The sequence below is a fragment of the Arthrobacter sp. PM3 genome, from assembly GCF_003352915.1.
Taxonomy (GTDB): Bacteria; Actinomycetota; Actinomycetes; order Actinomycetales; family Micrococcaceae; genus Arthrobacter.
Window position 1 is genome coordinate 608,543 of sequence record NZ_CP022314.1, and the last position, 20,179, is coordinate 628,721.

The 20,179-nt window shown below is 66.7% G+C and carries 20 protein-coding genes; 5 read left to right on the top strand and 15 right to left on the bottom strand.

The window, feature by feature from the left end; translation table 11 throughout:
• Window positions 1–349: 349 nt before the first annotated feature.
• The 13 genes from CFN17_RS02850 to CFN17_RS02910 form a co-directional block, all read right to left on the bottom strand.
• Entirely contained in the window at window positions 350–1,279 is a 930-nt protein-coding gene (locus CFN17_RS02850) for an SDH family Clp fold serine proteinase (RefSeq protein WP_208749876.1), read from the bottom strand.
• Window positions 1,280–1,569: 290 nt separating this feature from the next.
• Window positions 1,570–1,962 carry a hypothetical protein gene (locus CFN17_RS02855; RefSeq protein ID WP_208749877.1) on the bottom strand — a complete coding sequence of 131 codons (393 nt, stop codon included), beginning with the start codon at window positions 1,960–1,962 and terminating at the stop codon, window positions 1,570–1,572.
• A gap of 92 nt (window positions 1,963–2,054) precedes the next feature.
• On the bottom strand, window positions 2,055–2,558 hold the full coding sequence (locus CFN17_RS19785) for a hypothetical protein (RefSeq protein WP_222612654.1): 504 nt from the start codon (window positions 2,556–2,558) through the stop codon (window positions 2,055–2,057).
• A gap of 3 nt (window positions 2,559–2,561) precedes the next feature.
• Window positions 2,562–2,972 carry a Panacea domain-containing protein gene (locus CFN17_RS02865; RefSeq protein ID WP_261792329.1) on the bottom strand — a complete coding sequence of 137 codons (411 nt, stop codon included), beginning with the start codon at window positions 2,970–2,972 and terminating at the stop codon, window positions 2,562–2,564.
• Window positions 2,973–3,242: 270 nt separating this feature from the next.
• Window positions 3,243–5,246: an ABC transporter ATP-binding protein gene (locus CFN17_RS02870; RefSeq protein WP_315968652.1), complete on the bottom strand. Its 2,004-nt coding sequence runs from the start codon at window positions 5,244–5,246 to the stop codon at window positions 3,243–3,245.
• Window positions 5,243–6,985 carry an ABC transporter ATP-binding protein gene (locus CFN17_RS02875; RefSeq protein ID WP_208749880.1) on the bottom strand — a complete coding sequence of 581 codons (1,743 nt, stop codon included), beginning with the start codon at window positions 6,983–6,985 and terminating at the stop codon, window positions 5,243–5,245. The genes CFN17_RS02870 and CFN17_RS02875 overlap by 4 nt, the downstream gene beginning before the upstream one ends.
• Before the next feature lie 186 nt (window positions 6,986–7,171).
• The gene (locus CFN17_RS02880; RefSeq protein WP_208749881.1) at window positions 7,172–8,344 is read right to left on the bottom strand and encodes an ABC transporter substrate-binding protein; all 1,173 of its coding nucleotides are present in this window, start codon (window positions 8,342–8,344) and stop codon (window positions 7,172–7,174) included.
• A gap of 276 nt (window positions 8,345–8,620) precedes the next feature.
• Window positions 8,621–9,973, bottom strand: a complete 1,353-nt coding sequence (locus CFN17_RS02885) for an LLM class flavin-dependent oxidoreductase (protein WP_208751308.1) — start codon at window positions 9,971–9,973, stop codon at window positions 8,621–8,623.
• A 35-nt stretch (window positions 9,974–10,008) separates the two neighbouring features.
• Window positions 10,009–10,956: a TauD/TfdA family dioxygenase gene (locus CFN17_RS02890; RefSeq protein ID WP_208749882.1), complete on the bottom strand. Its 948-nt coding sequence runs from the start codon at window positions 10,954–10,956 to the stop codon at window positions 10,009–10,011.
• Window positions 10,957–11,001: 45 nt separating this feature from the next.
• The gene (locus CFN17_RS02895) at window positions 11,002–11,919 is read right to left on the bottom strand and encodes an ABC transporter permease (protein WP_261792331.1); all 918 of its coding nucleotides are present in this window, start codon (window positions 11,917–11,919) and stop codon (window positions 11,002–11,004) included.
• Entirely contained in the window at window positions 11,919–12,842 is a 924-nt protein-coding gene (locus CFN17_RS02900; RefSeq protein WP_208749883.1) for an ABC transporter ATP-binding protein, read from the bottom strand. Before CFN17_RS02900 ends, CFN17_RS02895 begins: the two co-directional genes overlap by 1 nt.
• Window positions 12,839–13,846 (bottom strand): ABC transporter substrate-binding protein, encoded by a 1,008-nt coding sequence (locus tag CFN17_RS02905; protein WP_261792332.1) that lies wholly within the window; start codon window positions 13,844–13,846, stop codon window positions 12,839–12,841. The genes CFN17_RS02900 and CFN17_RS02905 overlap by 4 nt, the downstream gene beginning before the upstream one ends.
• Before the next feature lie 427 nt (window positions 13,847–14,273).
• Window positions 14,274–15,194 carry a 2-hydroxyacid dehydrogenase gene (locus CFN17_RS02910; RefSeq protein WP_208749885.1) on the bottom strand — a complete coding sequence of 307 codons (921 nt, stop codon included), beginning with the start codon at window positions 15,192–15,194 and terminating at the stop codon, window positions 14,274–14,276.
• Between the two features lie 121 nt (window positions 15,195–15,315).
• Between CFN17_RS02910 and lhgO the strand changes: the two genes are divergently transcribed.
• Both lhgO and CFN17_RS02920 read left to right on the top strand, forming a co-directional pair.
• Window positions 15,316–16,566, top strand: coding sequence for an L-2-hydroxyglutarate oxidase (gene lhgO, locus CFN17_RS02915; protein ID WP_208749886.1), 1,251 nt, complete (start codon window positions 15,316–15,318; stop codon window positions 16,564–16,566).
• A gap of 72 nt (window positions 16,567–16,638) precedes the next feature.
• Window positions 16,639–17,535, top strand: a complete 897-nt coding sequence (locus CFN17_RS02920) for a serine hydrolase (protein ID WP_208749887.1) — start codon at window positions 16,639–16,641, stop codon at window positions 17,533–17,535.
• A 142-nt stretch (window positions 17,536–17,677) separates the two neighbouring features.
• On the opposite strand, the gene CFN17_RS02925 is transcribed toward CFN17_RS02920, so the two are convergent.
• Window positions 17,678–17,845 carry a hypothetical protein gene (locus tag CFN17_RS02925; RefSeq protein WP_208749888.1) on the bottom strand — a complete coding sequence of 56 codons (168 nt, stop codon included), beginning with the start codon at window positions 17,843–17,845 and terminating at the stop codon, window positions 17,678–17,680.
• Between the two features lie 277 nt (window positions 17,846–18,122).
• Between CFN17_RS02925 and CFN17_RS02930 the strand changes: the two genes are divergently transcribed.
• A complete protein-coding gene (locus CFN17_RS02930) occupies window positions 18,123–18,638 on the top strand; it encodes a hypothetical protein (RefSeq protein ID WP_208749889.1) in 516 nt (171 codons plus the stop codon).
• A gap of 6 nt (window positions 18,639–18,644) precedes the next feature.
• Here CFN17_RS02930 and CFN17_RS19790 read toward each other — a convergent pair whose 3' ends face one another.
• Window positions 18,645–18,893: a hypothetical protein gene (locus tag CFN17_RS19790; protein WP_222612655.1), complete on the bottom strand. Its 249-nt coding sequence runs from the start codon at window positions 18,891–18,893 to the stop codon at window positions 18,645–18,647.
• Between CFN17_RS19790 and uraD the strand changes: the two genes are divergently transcribed.
• Window positions 18,892–19,389: a 2-oxo-4-hydroxy-4-carboxy-5-ureidoimidazoline decarboxylase gene (uraD, locus tag CFN17_RS02935; protein WP_208749890.1), complete on the top strand. Its 498-nt coding sequence runs from the start codon at window positions 18,892–18,894 to the stop codon at window positions 19,387–19,389. The two genes, CFN17_RS19790 and uraD, sit on opposite strands and share 2 nt — an antisense overlap.
• Complete coding sequence (gene uraH, locus CFN17_RS02940; protein WP_208749891.1) at window positions 19,386–19,727, top strand: hydroxyisourate hydrolase; 342 nt, start codon at window positions 19,386–19,388, stop codon at window positions 19,725–19,727. The genes uraD and uraH overlap by 4 nt, the downstream gene beginning before the upstream one ends.
• Window positions 19,728–20,179 lie beyond the last annotated feature (452 nt).

Sequence of the window (20,179 nt, forward strand, 5' to 3'; positions counted from 1 at the left end):
ACGGCGGGAGGGTACCTGCCGTCGTCCGCTTTGCTTTGGGTCGGGTCGCCTGCCGGTGGACCGACAGGCGACCGTTTCCGTGGCCGCTGTTGAAGGGAAGCCTGCCGTTGCGTCGTTAATGGTCGGCAGATAGCGGACCTTCTGTCATGTGTCGTCTCACGGAGCTCATGGCGGCAACTAGCTGGCGAACTGATTTACAGGGATTTCCCCTATGTATCAGCTGGCATTCCTCACGCCATGCCGTCCCAGAATCGGCGCAATCCCCGGGGCACTTCACGGGTATCAGTGCATCTCATGTCTATCCATGTCCGTGGTGCGTGCTCACCTGGTGATCACAGTGGCGAAATAGCTAACTGACTCCAGCCCAGTTCTTCATCCAGGACTTACCCTCTGAACTCCAGATGATCTTGGTCATCATGGTCTGTTCAAACATGATTGTCATCCTGTGGTAAGCATCCAGGACAGCTTCCTGCAATGGCTGGGAGTCTTCCAGCTTCGCGACGCTGAGTCCTTGCTCTTCAGCCTCCTTGACCCCGATCCTGCGCCCATGGCTCTTGTGCCGCGAGGCATCGTTGAAATGCTGCGCAACCCGTTGCCCTCGGGCTTTAGCGTCCGTCTCATTAGCGAACATGTAGTCCGTCAACCAGTTCGCAACAATTTCCTCTGAGTAAGCAAGAGCGTTCGAAGCCTCTTGCAGCAACGCGGGGCCGAGTGAACTAGTCACCGGCGCCCACGCATGGGCGGCTATCGGATTCGCTGAGATCTCGGCTTTTGCTTTGTCGAATTGCTCCACAATGGCCCTTGCGGACTGGGTGGCACCGCCCGGAAGCGGCATTTGCGGGTCAATCGGCCCAAGCTGCCCATGCTTGGCCATGATGATATGACTGGAAGCGAGGCTGATCATAGTGCCAGCCGACATAGCAAAGGCCGGAACGATGACCTCCAGAGAGGTGAAGCACTGCCGAAGGTAAGAGACAATCGTTTCGGTCGCGTTCGTGACGCCGCCCGGTGTGTGCAGAATCAGCGTCAGCCCCTTGGCCCTATCCAGGCCGTTGACCGTAGCCATGAAGCCGTTGATGTCCTCATGAGTGATGCTGATTGCAGCACCCGGAACGTTCTGCTTCTGCAGAAATGCAGAACCATAAAGGATGACGTTCCGCCCGCCTACTTCCCGCCCAACTTGCTGGAGCGCCTGAGTGAAGCCTCCGACCAGCCAATTCGACTTCTGGTCTTCAGGAGTAGCATTGAACTGCTCAACAAGGTCGTTCCAAGTCGCCATACCTCTACCGTGCAAATGTCAGCGTCATGGGCGCTGGCCGTGGTGCAAAAAAGTCCGGGAAAACTGTCCGATTCAAACCCGACTGCGCCAAGTCAACGAGCTCTTTGTAGTTGAGAAGCAGAGATGACTCAATGGAAGCTTCGTGAGCAGTCTCGGTAGTCGCGTCGGTGCGATCACCCCAGGTTCCAATAGTCATTTTCGATTCCATTCGTGTGAGCGAGTTACGAGTAGTGTCATAGTAGCGTGGTATAGGCGGGGTACAAGTTCCTAGTGGACAGAGTTTGCCGCTCTCAGATTGGGAAAAGTTCGCGCAAGCGCTTGTTCCGCTGCCGCCGCTCCAGGCTCGTCAGGTGCTCGGTAGGCGACTTTGGCCTTCCCAACTCTTTTATGGCTTCGATGTCTTCACGCCCAAACCTCATCAGGTTACCGATCCTTACCGCCGGCCACTCCCCGTGCGGGCCCTGCGCCGCACAGTCTCCGAACAGACACCGAACAGCTCTGCCACCGGGGATAGTCAGATATTTCGTCCCGGTACCGCTGTCGAGAACCTCCCGAAGCTCCGATATCTCCCCTCGGAGCTGCCGCAGTTCGGCCAAGAGTGGCGTCAGGAGGGCGTGGAGGGCCGCGTCAGAGCTGATGCGATCAATGATCTGCTGGTAAGTCAGCGTCTGGTTGGTGTCCATCACTCCACGCTACGCAGGGTGCTCCAGGGGAGTCCGCGGCCTCACAGTGCGCTGAGAGCCCGCTCCCAGCGCTGGTCAGGACTTCAGTTGGACTAGCCTTCCGCTGGGCAGACTTGGTGGTTCCGGTCAAACCAGAGTATGGAGAAGACCGGACCCTCCAGCACGCCCCAGACACGGATGGTATTTCCATGTCGAAGGCGAAAGACTTCCTCTTGGTCGCCGCGGCCAATCTGATCGAGACGCTGACGAGCCTCGCTACAGATAGAATCAACGGGCTGCGAGTGGTGGAGGGCCCGGCTGCGCTTCTTGCTGTTGAACTTCAGCTCTTTGACCTCTCGCCATGAGAGTTTCGTGATTCCAGACAGCAAGTCGAGCAGGTCGGCTGTCTCCTTCGGAGTCAGATCCCAATCCCAGAGCCCGCTATGCTCGTGATCGACTTCCTGGGCAGTCCACTGGAAGGCAAGCTCATCGATCGCAATAGGTCGAGTGGCGCTGGGTGGAGCTTTTTTAGCCTTCGGCTGCCCGCGTTTGTCTACCCAAGCGATCTTCTCCCGGGGTTCAGAAGCGGGCGGCCGTACTACCTTTTTCGCGGCCACCGCTTACAGGCGGGTGGAATCTTCGGACTGCTGAGCATCCAGACCGCCGAAGTAATCCTGCATGACATCCTGAGAGATGCCCACGTTGCAGCGCGCTCCATTCGGCAGCGCTCCGCGGGCGGCAAGCCAGGGCCGCTCTGCGTGGGTCATGTCGCTGAGCTGCTGACCGGTGAGGTCACCGTAGCCGGCGAGAACGGCGTCAATGGTGTCCTTGTCCTCGCCAACGATGGCAGAGGCATCACCAGTGGGCCACTCGCCCACGGTGAAGCGGCCACGGTGCTGGCGATACAAATCGTAGATGACGGGTCCGTTGGCCCAAGCTTCAATGCGCGAGTCGAAGAGGGGGCGTTCATCCCACGCCAAAGCCCAGCCTTGGCTGTAGTAGCAAAGCTTTTGTAGCTTCATTGTGCTCATCGGGCCGCACTTTTGGAGAATGTATGCAGCTACGTCGTGAACTGTGATCATCGGATAACCCCCTCTACGTTCAGGTATTACGATACGGCATTAGGATGTGAGCTCCGTGAAGCAAGTCAGGTGAATCCAGCCACGCGCATCAGGGCCGGTTCACGCATGCGAGCTGACTTGAGGCCAGATGGTATTGCCGTGCGCCGACCCTGCAGTCCGGTGATCGGCGATGTGGAAGGTCCCACCTCAGTTTCTCAAGAGCGAGGGTTTCGGATCATCTCAGACCTCCGCCGCCGGAGCCGCGAACTGGGCCTCGTAAAGCCGTGCGTACGCCCCGCCCGCTGCCAGAAGCGAAGCATGCGTGCCCTGCTCCACGATCTGGCCGGCCTCCATCACCAGGATGAGGTCGGCGTCGCGGATGGTGGAGAGCCGGTGCGCGATCACAAAGGACGTCCGGTCCGACCGCAAAGCGCTCATCGCTTTCTGCACCAGGACCTCGGTCCGGGTATCCACCGACGACGTCGCCTCGTCCAGGATCAGCACCGACGGCCGGGCCAGAAAGGCCCGGGCAATGGTCAGCAACTGCTTCTCCCCCGCCGACACATTGGAACCCTCGTCGTCGAGCACGGTGTCGTAGCCGGCCGGCAGGGACCGGACGAACCGGTCCACGTACGTCGCCTTTGCCGCCTCCAGGATCTCGGCCTCCGAGGCACCCGGCCGGCCGTAGGCGATATTGTCCCGGATGGTCCCGCCGAACAGCCAGGTGTCCTGCAGCACCATGCCCATCCGCGAGCGCAGCTCGTGCCGCGACATCAAGGCGACGTCCACGCCGTCGAGGGTGATCTTTCCGGCGTCGAGCTCGTAGAAGCGCATCATCAGGTTCACCAGGGTGGTCTTGCCTGCCCCGGTGGGCCCCACGATCGCCACGGTCTGCCCCGGCTCCGCCACCAGGCTCAGGTCGGCAATGAGCGGCTTCTCCGGCGAGTACGCGAAGGACACGTTCTCGAACTCCAGCCGCCCCCGGGTCATCTCGGGCTGCAGCGGCACGTCGGGGTCGGCCAGCTGCTCCTCGGTGTCCAGCAGCTCGAACACCCGCTCGGCTGAGGCGACCCCGGACTGCAGCAGGTTCGCCATCGAGCCCAGCTGCGCCAGCGGCTGGGTGAACTGCCGCGAGTACTGGATGAACGCCTGCACATCGCCGAGCTGCATCGCCCCGGAGGCCACCTGCAGGCCGCCCACCACGGCGATCCCCACGTAGACCAGGTTCCCGATGAACGTCATGGCCGGCATGATCAGCCCGGAAATGAACTGCGCGCCGAAGCTCGCCTGGTACAGCTCCGCGTTCTTCTGCCGGAACCGTTGCTCCACCTCGCGCTGCCGGCCGAACACCTTCACCAGCGCGTGCCCGGTGTACGTCTCCTCGATCTGTCCGTTGAGTTCGCCGGTGGTCCTCCACTGCGCCACGAACAGCTTCTGCGAGCGCTTGGCGATCACCGCCGTCGTCACCAGGGTCAGCGGAATGGTCACCAGCGCGATGATCGCCAGCGTCGGCGAGAGGATCACCATCATCACCAGCACCCCGGCCACGGTCAGCACCGAGGTCACGGCCTGGCTGATGGACTGCTGCAGGCTTTGGGAGATGTTGTCGACGTCGTTCGTCACCCGGCTGAGCAGCTCGCCGCGCTGCACGGTGTCGAAGTAGCGCAGCGGGAGCCGGTTGATCTTCGCCTCGATCCGCTCGCGCAGCCGGAACACCGTCCGCTGCACCACGCCGTTGAGGATGTAGGCCTGCATCCAGCCGAACGCCGAGGCCAGCACGTACAGCACCAGCGCCCACAGCAGCACGGTGGCCAGCGCGGTGAAGTCGATTCCGGCTCCCGGGGTCAGGGTCATGGCACTGAGCATGTCCGCCTGCTCGGTCTGCCCGGCGGCGCGCAGCTGCGCGATCACCTGCGCCTGGGTCATCCCGGCGGGCAGCTGCTTGGACACGACGCCGGCGAAGATCAGGTTGGTGCCCTCGCCCAGCAGCCGGGGCCCGATCACCGAGAACGTCACGCTGACGACGGCGAGCAGCAGGACCAGCGTCAGCCACAGCCGTTCGGGGTGCAGTTCGCCCAGCAGCCGTTTCGCGGACGGCCAGAAGTTCATGGCTTTTTCGGCCGGGATGTTCATCCCGGCGAAGGGGCCGCCGCGGCCGGGTCCGCCCGCGGGGCGGGGAATCCGCAACGGGGCTTCCTTCGCGGTGCTCCCGGCGGCGGCCGTCTGGGGCAGGACCTTGCTCATGCCGCCTCCTCCGCTGCGAGTTGGGAGTTCACGATCTCCTGGTACGTCTCTGAGGCCGCCAGCAGGTCCTCGTGCGTGCCGTGCGCGACGATCCTGCCGCGCTCCAGCACCAGGATCTGGTCCGCGTCCACGATGCTGGAGACGCGCTGGGCGATGATCACCAGGGTGGCCCCGGCGGTGCTCTGCTTGAGCGCCTGCCGGAGCCGGGCGTCCGTGGCGGTGTCCAGCGAGGAGAACGAGTCGTCAAAGATGTAGAGCTCGGGCCGTTTCACCAGGGCCCGGGCGATCGCGAGGCGCTGCCGCTGGCCGCCGGAGACGTTGGTGCCGCCCTGCGAGATCGGCGCGTCCAGCCCGCCTTCCATCTCCTGCACGAAGTCCCGCGCCTGCGCAATGGCCAGCGCCTCCAAGAGCTCGTCCTCGGTGGCGTCCGGCTTGCCGTAGAGCAGGTTGCTGCGCACCGTGCCCGAGAACAGGTAGGGCTTTTGCGGGACCAGGCCAATGTGTCCCCAGAGCTGGTCCGGGTGGAGCTCGCGGACGTCGACCCCGTCGATCAGCACCGAACCGGAAGTCGCGTCGAAGAGCCGCGGCATCAGGTTCACCAGGGTGGTTTTGCCGGAGCCGGTGGCGCCGATGATCGCCGTCGTCTGCCCCGCCCGGGCGGTGAAGCTGACGTCCTGGAGCACCGGCTGCTCGGCACCCGGGTAGGCGAATCCGACGTCGCGCATCTCCAGTTCGCCGCGCGCGGCCCGGCCTGCCGCGCGCGAGACCGGGCGCTCCGGCGGCCGGACGCTGGATTCGGTCCCGAGGACCTCGCCGATCCGGTCCGCCGAGACGGACGCCCGCGGGATCATGATCGCCATAAACGTGGCCATCATGACGGACATCAGGATCTGCATGAGGTAGCTCAGGAACGCGATCATGGTGCCCACTTGCATGGACCCGTCCTCGATCCGGAACGCGCCGAACCAGATCACGGCCGTGCTGGAGACGTTGAGGACCAGCATCACAGTGGGGAACGCGAGCGCCATGAGCCGGCCGGCGCGCAGGGCCGTGTCCGTGACGTCCTCGTTCGCGCGGCCGAAGCGGGCCGTCTCCACGTCCTCCCGGACGAAGGCCCGCACCACGCGGATGCCGGTGAGCTGTTCGCGCAGCACCCGGTTGACGGTGTCGATCCGGGTCTGCATGACCCGGAACAGCGGCACCATCCGGGTGATGATCGACCCCACCGCAATCAGGAGCACCGGCACGCTGACGGCGATCAGCCAGGACAGCTGCAGGTCCTGCCGCATGGCCATGATCACCCCGCCGATACAGAGCATGGGCGCCGTGACCATGAGCGTGGCGGACATCAGGACCAGCTGCTGGACCTGCTGGACATCGTTGGTGGAGCGGGTGATGAGGCTGGGCGGGCCGAACCGGGTGACCTCCTGCTCGGAAAACGCGGCCACCCGGCCGAAGATGGCGCCGCGGACGTCCCGGCCCATCGCCATCGCGGCCTTCGCGCCGAAGTACACGGCGGCGACGGTGCACGCGATCTGCAGCAGGGTGACCATCAGCATGAGGCCGCCGATGCGCAGGATGTAGTCCGTGTCCCCCTTCGCCACGCCCTGGTCGATGATGTCCGCGTTCAGCGTCGGCAGGTACAGCGAGGCGATGGACGCCGCCAGCTGGAAAACGACGACGGCGAGCAACAGCCGCCGCTGCGGCCGCAGGTATTCGACGAGCAGGTTCCAGAGCACCCGGCCTCCCCTTCACGCGTCACGGACGGTTTCACACAGCACGATGTGAGGGTCAGTTTACGTCCGGATGCTTTGAGTGAACCGGGTTCCTCTCAGGGCGAAGCGGGGGCACCGGTGGTGGTGCCCCCGCTTGCCGGCCGGCCCGGCAGGGGTGTCTGTGCGGCTGCGGTACAGCGTGGTGTTCCGTTAGTCCTTGCCGAGGCCTTGGGCGGAGACTTTCTGGCCGGTAACGGTGTTGAGGGCAGTGAGGTCGAAAATGCCGCTGATGTCGGCCTGCTTGGTGGTGCCGGCGTCGACCCCGTCCTGGAGCAGCTTCTTGTACGTCCCGGCGAGCGGGTCGACCGTGAAGACGATGTTCTTCAGCGACCGGTCAATCACATCCGCGGCCAGCGCCGACCCGGCGGCGGCCTTCAGCGCGGCGTTGAGGACCGTGGCCTTCTCCGCCGGTGCCGCCTTGTTCAGCCAGTCCACGGATTCCACGTGCCCCTTCAGCAGCGCCTGCACGGTGGCGGGGTGCTCGGCCGCGAACTTCCTGTTCACAATCAGCACCGTGGTGGGGAACTCGCCGGGCTTACCGGACAAGGAACCGTCCCACAGGTCCTTCTCATCGACCAGGACCTTCGCCCCGGCCTGCAGCACCAGCCGGGACGCCCACGGCTCCGGCAGCCACGCCCCGTCCAGCTTGCCGTCCTGGAACAGCTTCAGCGTCTGGGCGTTCTCGGTCGGGTTGATCGCCACATCCCCGCCCCCGTCCGTGGACGTCTTGAACCCCTGATGGCCCAGCCAGGCCCGCAGCGCCACATCCTGCGTGCCGCCCAGCTGCGGCGACGCCAGCGTCTTGCCCTTCAAATCCGCCGCCGAATTGATCCCGGGCTTCACCACCAGCTGCGCCCCGCCGGACGCGGCCCCGGCGATGATGCTGATGGACTCGCCCTTGCTCTTCACGAACGAGTTGATCGCCGGGTTCGGGCCGATATACGTCGCGTCGATCGCGCCGGCGTTCAGCGCCTCGATCGCGGCCGGGCCGGCGTTGAAGACCTGCGTGGTCAGCTTCGTCTGACCCAGTTCCTTGGCAATGAACCCCTGGTTCACGCCGACCAGGGCCGGGCCGTGGGTGATGTTCCCGAAGTAGCCGAGCTTCAGCTCCGCCGCCGGACTGCCATCCGCCGCCGCCACCGGCGCGGCCTCCGGGCCGCGGGACAGGGTCGACGCCACCGCCGCGCCGCCGCCGATGAGGAGCACCAGGGCGGTGGCCAGGGCGATCTTGCGGCCGCGGTGACGTTTAGGGTTTTGGGGATCCCCCGCGACGATGCGGGTGGACGCTGGCTGGTCGGACGCCGACCGGTCGTTGGATGTCATGGAAAGTTCCTTCAGTGAATGGGGGAGGTGCCCCGCCGGGGCCATGGCCGGTGGCCGCCGATGAACGGGGGGCGGTGATCTGGTGATCGGTTGCCATGACATTACGGACGCCCCCGGACCCCGATCAACGGCCGGCGACACGGAAGGTCAACCGCGGAAACGCGACGTCACCCACGGACATATGACGTCAGGCCGCGTCGCAAACCGTCATGGGTCCTCCGCTGAGGGGCTCCGGTTACAGGAACCGAAACCCCTCAACGGCACGGACGCCCCGGGTCACCGCCCCGCGACCAGAAGCCCTCCTCCCGCCGGGCGGGAGGAGCCGGCTTGGCTGGGCTCCGCGGCCCGAGCGAAGGAGTTGGCCGGCCGGGCCAGCCCGTAGTGTTCCCGCAGGGTCCGTCCGGTGTATTCGCGCCGGAAGAGTCCGCGGTCCCGCAGGATGGGGATGACGTGGTCCACGAAGGCCTCAAGGCCGGAGGGGAGCACCGGGGGCATGATGTTGAAGCCGTCCGCTGCCCCGGCGTCGAACCATTCCTGGATCGCGTCGGCCACCTGCTCCGGCGTGCCGGAGAACGTGCGGTGTCCGCGGCCGCCACCGAGCCTGCCGATGAGCTGCCGCACGGTCAGGCGTTCCCGGCGGGCGAGGTCCACGATCAACGTGTACCTGCTCTTGGCGCCTTCGATCTCGTCCTCGGAGGGCAGGTCCTCCGGCAGTTCGGCGTCCAGGTCGAGGGCTTGCGGGGAGATGCGGAGCACGCCGGCGAGCTGCCGTTTGGCGTGTTCCGGGTGGATGAGCGCGTCGAGTTCCTCCTCCAGCCGTCGGGCTTCGGCTTCGGTGGAACCGATAACCGGGACGATTCCCGGGAGCACCTTGATGGTTTCCGGGTCCCTGCCGGCGGCAGCGGTTCTGCGCTTCAGGTCGGCGTAGAAGCGCTGGGCGTCGGGCAGGGTCTGCTGGGCGGTGAAGACCGCTTCGGCGTAGCGGGCGGCGAAGTCCTTGCCGTCCTCCGAAGATCCCGCCTGGACAATCAGCGGGTGGCCCTGGGCGGAGCGCGGCACGTCCAGGGGACCCTGGACGCTGAAATGCGTGCCGGTGTGGTTGACCGGGTGGACGCGGGTGTTGTCTCCCCAGATCCCGGCCGCCTTGTCCCCGACCAGGGCGTCGTCTTCCCAGCTGTCCCAGAGCTTGCGGGCAACGTCGAGGAATTCCGCGGCGCGCTCGTACCGCCGGGCGTGGGCCGGCTGGTCCTGCAGGGAGAAGTTCCTGGCGGCTGCTTCCCCTGCGGTGGTGACGACGTTCCACCCGGTCCGTCCGCCGCTGATGTGATCAACGGAGGCGAACCGCCGGGCCAGGTTATAGGGGTCGTTGTAGGTGGTGGAGGCGGTTGCGATCAGCCCGATGCGGTCGGTGACGGCGGCGATGGCGGCGAGCAGGACGGTCGGTTCCAGGGTGCCGTAGGGGCGCTGTCCAACGTCGCCGTGCAGCACCGGGGAGTCCGCGAAGAAAATGGAGTCGAACGTTCCGCGTTCCGCTGTCCGGGCCAGGCGCTGGAAGTGGGCGATGTCCGTGCCAGCGAAGCTGTCGCTTTCCGGCAGCCGCCACGACGCTTCGTGGTGCCCGGTGCTCATCAGGAACGCGTTCAGGTGCAGCTCCCGGGCGCCGCTCACAGCCGGCCTCCGTCCACGTTTGCCGGCAGCACAACCGTCTCGGAATAGGCAGCGGAATCGCCCTGGATGGCCGTGCTGCGGCGCCCGTCGATACCCACGGGGACGTCGCCGGCGACCGTGACCCGGTTCAGCTGGCGGGGCTGGCCGTCATAGTTGTCCGGGGCGTAGTGCTGGGTGATGCGGTTGTCGAACAGCACCAGCTGGTCCGGTTCCCAGTTCACCCTGATCACGTTCTCCGGCCGGGTGACGTAGGCCTGCAGCAGCCGCAGGATGTCCTTGGATTCGGTGTTGGACAGTCCGACGATCCGCAGCCTCTGGGCAAACCCGCCGATGAACAGGCCGCGTTCCCCGGTCAGCGGGTGGACGCGGACCACGGGGTGGGCGGTTTCGAACTTGAGCCGCGTGAACTCCTTGCGGCGTTCCTCAGCGTTCTCATGTTCGAGGTTCTTGGGCACCGAGTAGTCGTAGTCGTTGGTGTGGATGGCCCACAGGGTGTCGGCGAAGTTCCGCAGTTCCTCCGGCAGGTCGGCGTAGGCCCCGGCAGCGGAGGCGATCAGGGTTTCGCCGCCGTAGGCCGGCAGGGTGATGCTGCGCAGGGTGGAGGCCTGCGGCGGGTTCACCACGAACGTGACGTCGGTGTGCCAAGTGTTGGCGGAGCCGTTTTCGCTGTCCACCGGCAGGACCGACGGTTTGCCGTCGACGGATGCCACCGTCGGGTGCGCCTGGGTGAGAGGGCCGAAGCGGCTGGCGAAGCGGACCTGGGCGTCGTCGTCGCGGATGTTGGCGTCCCGGAAGACGAGGGCCTTGTGGGTGTTCAGGGCCTCCCGGATCTGGGCGATCGTGGCGTCGCTGAGGTCGGCGCTGAGGTCCAGTCCCCGGATTTCGGCGCCGATGCGGGCACTGAGCTTGCGGAATTCGAGTCGGGTTTCGGTGGTTGTTGTCATGGTGTTGGTGTCCTTGGTCTGTCGGGGGAAGTTAGCTTGAGTGGCTTAGTTTGATTGGGATCCGACGGCGGTCCGCCACCGGGAGAAGTGCCGTTCGACGGCGACCAGAAGGTAGTTGACCAGCAGGCCGAGCAGCGCGACGGTGAGGATCCCGGCGTACATGTCCGGAATCAGGAAGCTGGACTGTGCGTTGACAATCAGGTACCCGAGGCCTGCTTTGGCGCCGACCATTTCCGCGGCGATCAGCACCAGGATCGATGACGTTCCGGCCATCCGGATGCCTGTGAAGATGGTCGGCACCGCCGAGGGCAGGATCACCTTCTGGAACAGCCGGAAGTTGGAGAGCCCCAGCGAGCGGGCTGCGCGGATGAGCAGCGGGTCCACGGTCCTGACGCCGGCGATGGTGTTCAGCAGCACGGGGAAGAAAGCGGCGTAGGCCACGATGCTGATCTTGGACGTCTCCCCGATGCCCAGCAGGAGGGTGAACACCGGGAGCAGGGCCAGCGCGGCCGTGTTCCGGAAGACCTCGAGCAGCGGGTTCAGGAACCGGTCCAGTGAGCGGTACCAGGCGACCAGCAGGCCCAGGACGACGGCGGCCACGACCGCGATGCCGAAGCCGGCGACGGATCGGGTGAGACTTGCCGCCAGATGGTCCTGCAGTTGGCCCTTGGCAACGAGGGAGCCCAAGGCCCGCAGGACCTCGTGGAGCGGCGGGAGGAACACCCTGGTTGCGGCCGGGGCGAGGTAGGCGGGCCCCAGTTCCCAGAGCAGCAGGAACAGCAGGATCGCACCCGAGGCCCAGATCCCGCGCCCGGCCGTACGGGCAGCGGCACGGGTCAGGCCGGCAAGGCGCCGTGCCGCCGTGGGCGGCGGAGCCTGCCCCGCGCCGGATACCGGGGCGGCAGCGGACGGGACGGCCGGGGAAACCACGGCAGTGTCGTTGGTCAGTGGTGGCGCGGTCATCAGGCTGCCCTTCCCTTGCTTAGTTCTTTTCGGGTGGGTTGTGGTGCCTCGTCCGGGGCCGACCCGTCCGGCAGGATTTTCGCGTGCCCGGCTTCCTGGGCCCTCCTGACTTCCTCATGCAGCAGCGACCAGACCTTGTGCCGGTGTTCGACGAAGGAAGCGTCGGAGCGCACGTCCCCGTCGCTGCTCCGCTCCCCCAGGTCAATGTCCACGATCTGTTTGAGCCGGCCGGGGCGGGAACTGAGCACGGCCACCCGCTGGCCCAGGTATACGGCCTCGTCGATGCCGTGCGTGATGAAGATGATGGTCTTGCCCGTGGACCGCCAGATGCGCAGAAGTTCCTCCTGGAGCTGCTCACGGGTCTGGGCGTCCAGCGCCGCGAACGGTTCGTCCATGAGCAGGATGTCCGGCTCGTAGGCGAGGCTCCGGGCGATGGCCACGCGCTGTTTCATCCCGCCGGAGAGCTCATGCGGGTACCGGTCCTCAAAACCGGACAGGCCCACCAGGTCCAGATACTCGCGGGCCCTGTCCGCGCGTTCCCTGCGGCCCAGCCGCCGCCCGTCGCTGCCGGGGCCTTCGAGGCCGAAGGCGACGTTGGCGGCCGCGGTGCGCCACGGGAAGAGTGCGTACTGCTGGAAGACGACGGCACGGTCCCGGCCGGGGCCGGTAATCTCCTGGCCGTCCACGAGCACCTGGCCTGTGTCGGGCCGGGTGAGTCCGGCCAGGAGGTCCAGGAGGGTGGTCTTGCCGGATCCGCTCGGACCGACGAGGGTGATGAACTCGCCCGCGGCGACGTCCAGGGTGATCCCCTCGAGCGCCGTCAGGGTGGAGCCCTCGGGCTGTTCCTTGCTGGGGCGGACCGTGAACTGCTTCCCGACGTTCCGCAGTCTGATCTTCGGTGCCGTTTCAGGAGCACGGGTCATGATGTCCCCTTGAGCAGGCCGTTGAAGTCGTTCGTGTAGTACTTCGACGGGGTGATATCACCACTGACGACGCCGGTGTCCTTGAGCCAGGCGTTCCAGCGGCTGAAGTCCTCATCGCTGATGGCACCCTTGGACGGGACACCGACGCTCTTCCAGTACTTCAGGGTCGCGGTACTTTCGGAACGGTGGCGTTTGTCGATGATGCTCGTGAACCGCGCGATCACCTCTTCACGGGGCGTGGTGCGTTCCCACTCGATGGCCTTGGCCACCCCGGTGGTGAAGATCTTCGTGGTTTCCGGGTTCTTTTCGATGAAGTCCTTGCGCAGGACAATCTGGCCGCCGGCAAAGGTTCCGAAGAGCTCGTAGTCGTTGAACAGGGACCGCAGGCCGCCCTTGGCGACTGCGTTATCCTGCAGCACCCCGCCGAGCGCCCCGACGTCCACCTGTCCGCGGCGGATGGCCTCCTCCGTGTCGTTCGGCGGAACGACCACGAGTTGGACCTGTTTGATTTCCTCCTGCGTCAGTCCGTTCTTCTTCAGGTAGCTGTTGATCACGGCGTCCGAATGGGCGCCGAGGGTGTTGACGGCGATCTTCTTGCCGATCAGATCCCGCGGGGTCCGGATCGGGCTGTCCTGGGTGACGTAGAAGCCGTTGAACGTCTTACTGTCCTCGCCGTAGCAATTGATCACCGCGGTGACCGGGGCGCCGGCTTCGATGAGCTTCACTACGGCGCCGGAGAAGGCCCCGCCAAAGTCGGTGGCGCCCGTCGCGGCTGATTGGATGCTCGCCGGCCCGCTGATGGTGTTGCCCACCCAGTTCAGCTTGATGTCGCCGAGGTAGCCGAGGTCCTGGGCCAGTTCGGGCAGCGTGACGCTATTGGCCGAGCCCTCGTAGCGGAGTTCCGTCACTTCTGGGGTTCCGGGGGTGCTCCCGGCTGGGGTCTGGGCCGTCGCAGGGCCGCCGCAACCGGACACCACCAGCGAGACCGCCACGGCCGCAGCCATGCCCAAAACGGTGAAATATCTTGCGGGTAAGAGTCGGTTTTTCATGGCGGATTCTTTCTCGATTCGTTGGTGCGAACCGGACCAGCCGGTTCGTGTCCACCATCAGAACAGAGAAGATTTCCCGCCGACAGAGCCCCGGACATCCAAAGAAACCGTGCGTAACCGGCCGACGAAAACGGCCACGAACGCAAAGAAAGACCCTGGAAGACGCATCAGGGAAGCAGTGCGTAACCCGGCGGACTTACAGGTTCATCCGCGGCCGTCCCGGGACACACCCTGGCCCCCTTCGACCGGCAGCGTGAAGCCAGCGTTACGTCCGGCGGCCGGGCATGACAGGCCTGCCGTCACACCGGCCGGGCCGGGCGCACGAAAATTTCCCGCGAGGCTGCCGGATTGTTACACCGCCCGCCGCCGCGTCAGACACCTGTCAGCCGCCCAGCACCACGTTCACCGGCGGCTCGCCCGCCAGCATGAGGTCGATCTGCCGCTGGAGCAGGCGGCCCATCCGCGGGCGCATCGCCGAACTCGCCCCGCCCACGTGCGGGCTGATGATGACGCCGGGGGTGCGCCACAGCGGGTGGTCCTGCGGCAGGGGCTCGGGGTCGGTGACGTCCAGGGCGGCGCGGATCCGCCCGGATCCGGTGTGCTTGACCAGGGCGTCAGTGTCCGCCACCGGCCCGCGGGCCACGTTGACCACCAGGGCACCGTCGGGCATGGCCGCGAGGAAGGCGTCGTCGATGAGGTGCCGGGTGGAGTCGCTGAGCGGGACGCCCACCACCACGATGTCGTGCTCCGGCAGCAGCGCAGGGAGTTCGGCGATGCCGTGGACGTGGCCGCGCGGGTCCGTCCGTTCCCGGCTGGCCACCCGGGTCACGCTGGTTTCGAAGGGCAGGAGCCGGTCCTCGATCGCCTTGCCCACCCCGCCGTAGCCGACAATCAGGACCCTGCGGTCGGCCAGGCTGGCGGTGGGACGGGTCTCCCACCGGCCGTCCTGCTGGTTCTTCAGGATGCGCGGGAGTTCACGCTGGCTGGCGAGGATCAGGGCCAGGGTGAGTTCCGCCGTCGACGTTTCATGCACGCCGGCCGCGTTGGCGAAAACCCGGCCGGCCGGCAGGAAGTCCGTCACGCCGTCGTACCCGATCGACTGGCTCTGCACCAGCCCGGTGTCCACCGCATCCAGGGCGCCCAGGACCTGCGGGCCGCGCATGTAGGGCGGCACCACGATGTCGAGCCGCGGCTGCGGCGACGCCCCGGTGAAGTCCCACTCCAGGACGGTGACGTCCGGGTGCGGCTGAAGGTAGTCACGCAACGTGGGGTCGGGCAGGCTGACGGTGATCTTCCGGGTCATGGTTGCCAGCCTAATCGAGCGGCCGACGCCGGGACTCACCGACCGCCCGCCCCCCCTGACACGCGGGCGCTGTTCGGGATAGGGTCCAGAGCAGCAGGCATTGGGAGGGAAGGCGGCGCGCGTGGCGGCTCGGATCGGGATCATTGGCGGCGGGATCGTGGGCGTGGCGATTGCCCGCGCCCTGGCGGCGACCGGGGACTTCGATGTCACGGTCCTGGAGAAAGAGCACCGCGTGGCCGCGCACCAGACCGGCCACAACTCCGGCGTGGTGCACGCGGGCCTCTACTACCAGCCGGGCTCGCTCAAAGCCGTCCTCTGCGCCCGCGGCCGCGACCTCACCCGCGACTTCTGCCAGGCCAAGGGCCTGCCCTACCGCGAACTCGGCAAGCTGGTGGTCGCCGTGACGGAGGAGGAGCTCCCCCGGCTCGACGAGATCGAGCGCCGGGCCCGGGAGAACCGCGTCCCCGGCATGAAACGCCTCACCGCGGAAGAACTGCGAGGGATCGAGCCGCACGCCGCGGGCGTCGCGGCCGTCCATTCACCGCACACCGCCGTCGTGGACTACGCCGCCATCACCGAAGCCATGGCCCAGGACGTGCGGCAGGCCGGCGGGGCCGTGCTGCTGGGCCAGGAGGTGGTGGCCGTGAGCAATTCCGGTGGCGCCGTGCACGTCTCCACGCCCGGCGCCACCCACAGTTATGACCGGCTGGTGGTGTGCGCGGGCCTGCAGTCGGATGTGGTGGCGCGGATGGTCGGGGCCAGCCCGTCGCCGGCGATCCTGCCGTTCCGCGGTGAATACTGGGTCATGGCCGCCGCCCGGAACCACCTGGTCCGCGGCATGATCTACCCCGTCCCGGATCCGCGGTTCCCGTTCCTGGGCGTGCACTTCACCCGCGGCGTGTACGACGACGTCCATGTGGGCCCCAACGCCGTTCCGGCCCTGGCACGCGAGGGCTACTCCTGGGCCCGGATTTCGCTGCCGGACACCCTGGCCTCGCTGCGCTGGCCCGGGGCCCGCGCCCTGGCCCGGCAGCACTGGCGGATGGGCGCCCGGGAGATCTCGGCGTCGCTGCTCAAGCCGCTCTACTTCCGGCAGGCCCGGCAGTTCGTGCCCGAGCTCCGGCCCGCCGATCTCGCTCTAAAGGCCGGCGCCGGGGTCCGCGCCCAGGCGTGGGCGGCGGACGGGTCGCTGCTGGACGACTTCGCCGTGGACCAGCTAGGTGCCGTGACGCTGCTGCGCAACGCGCCCTCCCCGGCCGCGACGTCCGCCCTGGCGATCGCCGACCACGTCGTGGAGCACTTCCTGAAGATCGACCCGCACCGGCGCGGTTCGTGGACTTCGCCCGAGGCCGCGCCTAACGTCAGTCGTTAAGCACCCCTGTTGGCGCCGCGCGGTGAGCATCCCGTCCCGGGCATCACCGCCGAGGACGGAAGGCCCCCGCGCATGACGACTCCGGGCACCCCGCCGGCCGCTCCCGAGCGCCGCAGGCACGTGATCCTCGCCCTGGCGGCCGCCGCGCTGGTGCTGGCCGCCGCCGTCGTCCTCGGGGTGATCCGCACGGGCCCGACGCCGGAGGGTGACTTCTTCGCTGTCGGCCGCCGGCAGGTGCAGCACCAGGCCGCCGCTGCTCCGGCACCGGCGCCGCGCGCCGCCGTCGACCTCCCGGCCGAGATCCGGCGGATCGCGAGTGACCATCCCGACCACAGGATCGGCGTCGCCGTCCTGGACACCCGCGACGGGCAGCTGCAGAGTTACGGCGACGTGGCGCCGTACACGGCGGCGAGCACGGCGAAGGTCCTGACCGCCGCCGCGTACTACCACCTGGTGGAAACCGGGGAAAAGTCACTCGACGCTCCGCTGGGCGCGTTCACCGCCGCGTTCCAGCTCAAGGCCATGATCAACACCAGCAGCGACGACTCGTGGCTGCTGCTGATGCGGGACATCGGCTACCCCCGCCTGACGGCCTACGCCGCCAGCCTGGGCATCCCCTACGATCCCGAGAAGAACCAGCTGGCCCCGGCCGATCTCGCCCGGCTCCTCGAACAGCTCGCCGCGGGCAAGCTGCTCAATGCCGGGCACACCGCGGAGCTGCTGGGCTACATGCAGCAGACCAACGACGAAGACCTGATCCCGGCGGCGCTCCCGGCGGGCATCACGGTCCATCACAAGTACGGCGTAGTGGAAGGGTATGTCCACGACGCCGCGCTGCTCAGCTCCGGCGACCGCTCCTACGCGGTGGTCATTTATACGTGGGGGCCGGACGACGCCGACAGCGCGGCCCGCCTGGACCTCATCCACGACCTGACGCACCAGGTCACGGGCGCCCTGTTCGGGCAGTGACAGTGGGCGGCGCCGCTTGGCGGGACGGGTTCCCGCCCGTGCAAGTCCCGCGAGATCGCCGGAAGGTTCCGGCGAACCGGGGGTTTCCGGCGATCTCGGCGGCCTGCAGCGTCCCGCAGCGGCGTCACCTCCGCCGGATCCTCTAGCGGCCGAAGAGCTTGGCGAAGAAGCCGGTCTTGGTCGTGGTGTCGCTCTCGTGGCCGCGGCAGCGGTCGGCGGTGGGGACGCCCCGCATGACCTGATCAACGTGCTGGCCGCAGCCGGCCCACGTGGTCTTTCCGCACTTCTTGCAGGCAACTGCACGGCACATCCGGGAACTCCTTCGGTTGGGTGAGACTGGAGTCTCCAGCATACCCCCAGGGGTATTATTTGGGGAAATCAGCCGCAGGGGCGGGAATTCGCTCCTTGGGACTGGCTTGGACGGCACCGCGGGCGGACGATAGAAGGACCGGACCCGCATGCACTTGCACCGGGCGGAATCCGGAAGCGAACCGCCCGTTCCGCACGGGCGAGTTAAAACCGGGAGGGCCGGCAGGCCTCCTGCACATCACGATGATCCACCTCCTCACGCAGGAGCACTAACAACCATGTCCATCACACCAACCATCAACAAACAGCGCCCCCTTTGGGCCAGGGCCGCCCTGATCCCGGCCCTCGGACTGGGCCTGCTCGGGGCGCCCGTTGCCCTCGCGGCACCCGCCAACGCCTCGACGTCGGAGCACGGCTGCACAGTCGATCCCCTGAAGCCCACCACCCACGACGGTTCCACGTGGGATCCCTGGCGGGACTCCACCCACGCGGACTTCCGGATCCAGGTCGACTGCAGCGGCGACAAGACCGTGGAAATCCGCCAGCTTCGCGTCGCCGGCGGGGATGGGAGCAGGCATCACGCCATCCTGGGCTTCTCCACCTTCTGGGAGTCGTTCGATCACGGCAGCGACTCGGTGACACTGCACAGCCCCGACCGCGTCCCGAACCTTGACCGCCATCACAGCGAGGAAGTGTTCCAGTTTGTCTCCTTCCGCGTCCGGAGCGGCCACGGCGATCACTGGTCAGACTGGACCGACTGGGAAAAGAGCGACGTCGCAACCATTCACGGCTGAGCTTTTTCACTGCCGCGGCGCAAATACGCTGGCGCGACGCAAATTCGGGGTGCGCCAGCCTATTTGCGCAGCGCCATTCCCTTCGCGCAGCGCCGGCCAGGGTGCGCGTCGAAATCCGTCCGGCCGGTTGACACCCGCCAACCGGTACGGTTCAATTTTTTGCATATGCTGAAATAACAGTTCCACGATACGAATAATGTGTTCGTATAGCCCTACACCGTGGATGCCAGCATTGACGCAAAGGATCTGGCACATGCTGTTGGAAGACTTTAACGCGGCCGGACGCGCGGAGGCCGCCGACACCCTGCGCCCCTGCCTGGACATTGACCGGTGGATTGAGGAAATCGTCGACTCCCGGCCCTTCGGCAGCAGCGCGAGCCTGCTCGACACCGCCGCCCGCGCGGCGGAACCCTTCACCGGCCAGGAAGTGGAAGCCGCACTGGCCCACCATCCCCGCATCGGCGAACGGGCCGCAGGCAACAGCACGGAGGCCCGGCTGTCCCAGCGGGAGCAGGCAGGCCTCGGTGCGGCCGACCCCGCCGTCGCCGCAGCCATCGCCGAAGGCAACCGGAACTACGAGGAAAAGTTCGGCCAGGTCTTCCTGATCCGCGCCGCCGGCCGCAGCCGCGAGGAGATCCTGGCGGCCCTCACCACCCGGCTTTCCCACACCCCCGAACAAGAGCAGGCCATCATCGGCCAGCAGCTGCGCGAAATCGCGGTACTCCGGCTCGAAGGACTGATCAGCGCATGAGCACCTCCCACGTCACCACCCACGTCCTGGACACCGGCTCCGGCCGGCCCGCCGCGCACGTCGCCGTCGCGCTGGACATGCTCGACGGCGAGCGCTGGGTCACGCTCGCCACCGGCACCACCGACGACGACGGGCGCGTCAAGACACTCGGGCCGGAGAAACTGGCCACCGGGACCTACCGCCTGACCTTCGGGACCGGGGCCTACTACGCCGCCACCGGGACCGAGACCTTCTTCCCCGAGGTCGCACTGACCTTCGCCGTGTCCGAGACCCAGCCGCACTACCATGTGCCGCTCCTGCTGAGCCCCTTCGCGTACTCCACGTACCGGGGCAGCTGAGGCGCCCCCGCCTCCATGCACCTCTAATCGACCACCATCCGACAGACCCCCGAAAAGCAACGCGGGGTCAGATACGGCCCATCCTGAGCACCTCCATCGGCCGTATCTGACCCTGCGTTGCTTTGTGCTGCCGCGCCCGAAGCGCCGCGCAGCATCAGGTCCGCACAGTCACAAACCGTATTTTTCGCGGCGCCAGGCCCGGCCGGCCCGAACCCCTTGACAGTGGCCCGCGTCACTTCTATTCTCAATTTTGGGATCCCAAATTGGGATCCCAAAAGAACAAGCTTTATCGGGCCCCGGCTTCCCGGATTTGAGGGCGGATCCCAGGACGGATCTCAGCCGCCACCATGAGCACCCGGAGGCCCCGCATTGGATGCCTCCACCCGGCCTCCCGGCCCGCAGACAACCCAAAACTCCCACCCACCGGCATTTTTCCTCTCTTTGAAGGAGAA

What these genes read in the sequence shown, in the direction of transcription:
- CFN17_RS02850 (WP_208749876.1), bottom strand. Translation starts at nt 1,279, where the DNA reads ATGGCGACTTGGAACGACCTTGTTGAGCAGTTCAATGCTACTCCTGAA.
- CFN17_RS02855 (WP_208749877.1), bottom strand. Translation starts at nt 1,962, where the DNA reads ATGGACACCAACCAGACGCTGACTTACCAGCAGATCATTGATCGCATC.
- CFN17_RS02865 (WP_261792329.1), bottom strand. Translation starts at nt 2,972, where the DNA reads ATGAGCACAATGAAGCTACAAAAGCTTTGCTACTACAGCCAAGGCTGG.
- CFN17_RS02870 (WP_315968652.1), bottom strand. Translation starts at nt 5,246, where the DNA reads ATGAGCAAGGTCCTGCCCCAGACGGCCGCCGCCGGGAGCACCGCGAAG.
- CFN17_RS02880 (WP_208749881.1), bottom strand. Translation starts at nt 8,344, where the DNA reads ATGACATCCAACGACCGGTCGGCGTCCGACCAGCCAGCGTCCACCCGC.
- CFN17_RS02885 (WP_208751308.1), bottom strand. Translation starts at nt 9,973, where the DNA reads ATGAGCACCGGGCACCACGAAGCGTCGTGGCGGCTGCCGGAAAGCGAC.
- CFN17_RS02890 (WP_208749882.1), bottom strand. Translation starts at nt 10,956, where the DNA reads ATGACAACAACCACCGAAACCCGACTCGAATTCCGCAAGCTCAGTGCC.
- CFN17_RS02895 (WP_261792331.1), bottom strand. Translation starts at nt 11,919, where the DNA reads ATGACCGCGCCACCACTGACCAACGACACTGCCGTGGTTTCCCCGGCC.
- CFN17_RS02900 (WP_208749883.1), bottom strand. Translation starts at nt 12,842, where the DNA reads ATGACCCGTGCTCCTGAAACGGCACCGAAGATCAGACTGCGGAACGTC.
- CFN17_RS02905 (WP_261792332.1), bottom strand. Translation starts at nt 13,846, where the DNA reads ATGGCTGCGGCCGTGGCGGTCTCGCTGGTGGTGTCCGGTTGCGGCGGC.
- CFN17_RS02910 (WP_208749885.1), bottom strand. Translation starts at nt 15,194, where the DNA reads ATGACCCGGAAGATCACCGTCAGCCTGCCCGACCCCACGTTGCGTGAC.
- CFN17_RS02920 (WP_208749887.1), top strand. Translation starts at nt 16,639, where the DNA reads ATGACGACTCCGGGCACCCCGCCGGCCGCTCCCGAGCGCCGCAGGCAC.
- CFN17_RS02925 (WP_208749888.1), bottom strand. Translation starts at nt 17,845, where the DNA reads ATGTGCCGTGCAGTTGCCTGCAAGAAGTGCGGAAAGACCACGTGGGCC.
- CFN17_RS02930 (WP_208749889.1), top strand. Translation starts at nt 18,123, where the DNA reads ATGTCCATCACACCAACCATCAACAAACAGCGCCCCCTTTGGGCCAGG.
- uraD (WP_208749890.1), top strand. Translation starts at nt 18,892, where the DNA reads ATGCTGTTGGAAGACTTTAACGCGGCCGGACGCGCGGAGGCCGCCGAC.
- CFN17_RS19790 (WP_222612655.1), bottom strand. Translation starts at nt 18,893, where the DNA reads ATGTGCCAGATCCTTTGCGTCAATGCTGGCATCCACGGTGTAGGGCTA.
- uraH (WP_208749891.1), top strand. Translation starts at nt 19,386, where the DNA reads ATGAGCACCTCCCACGTCACCACCCACGTCCTGGACACCGGCTCCGGC.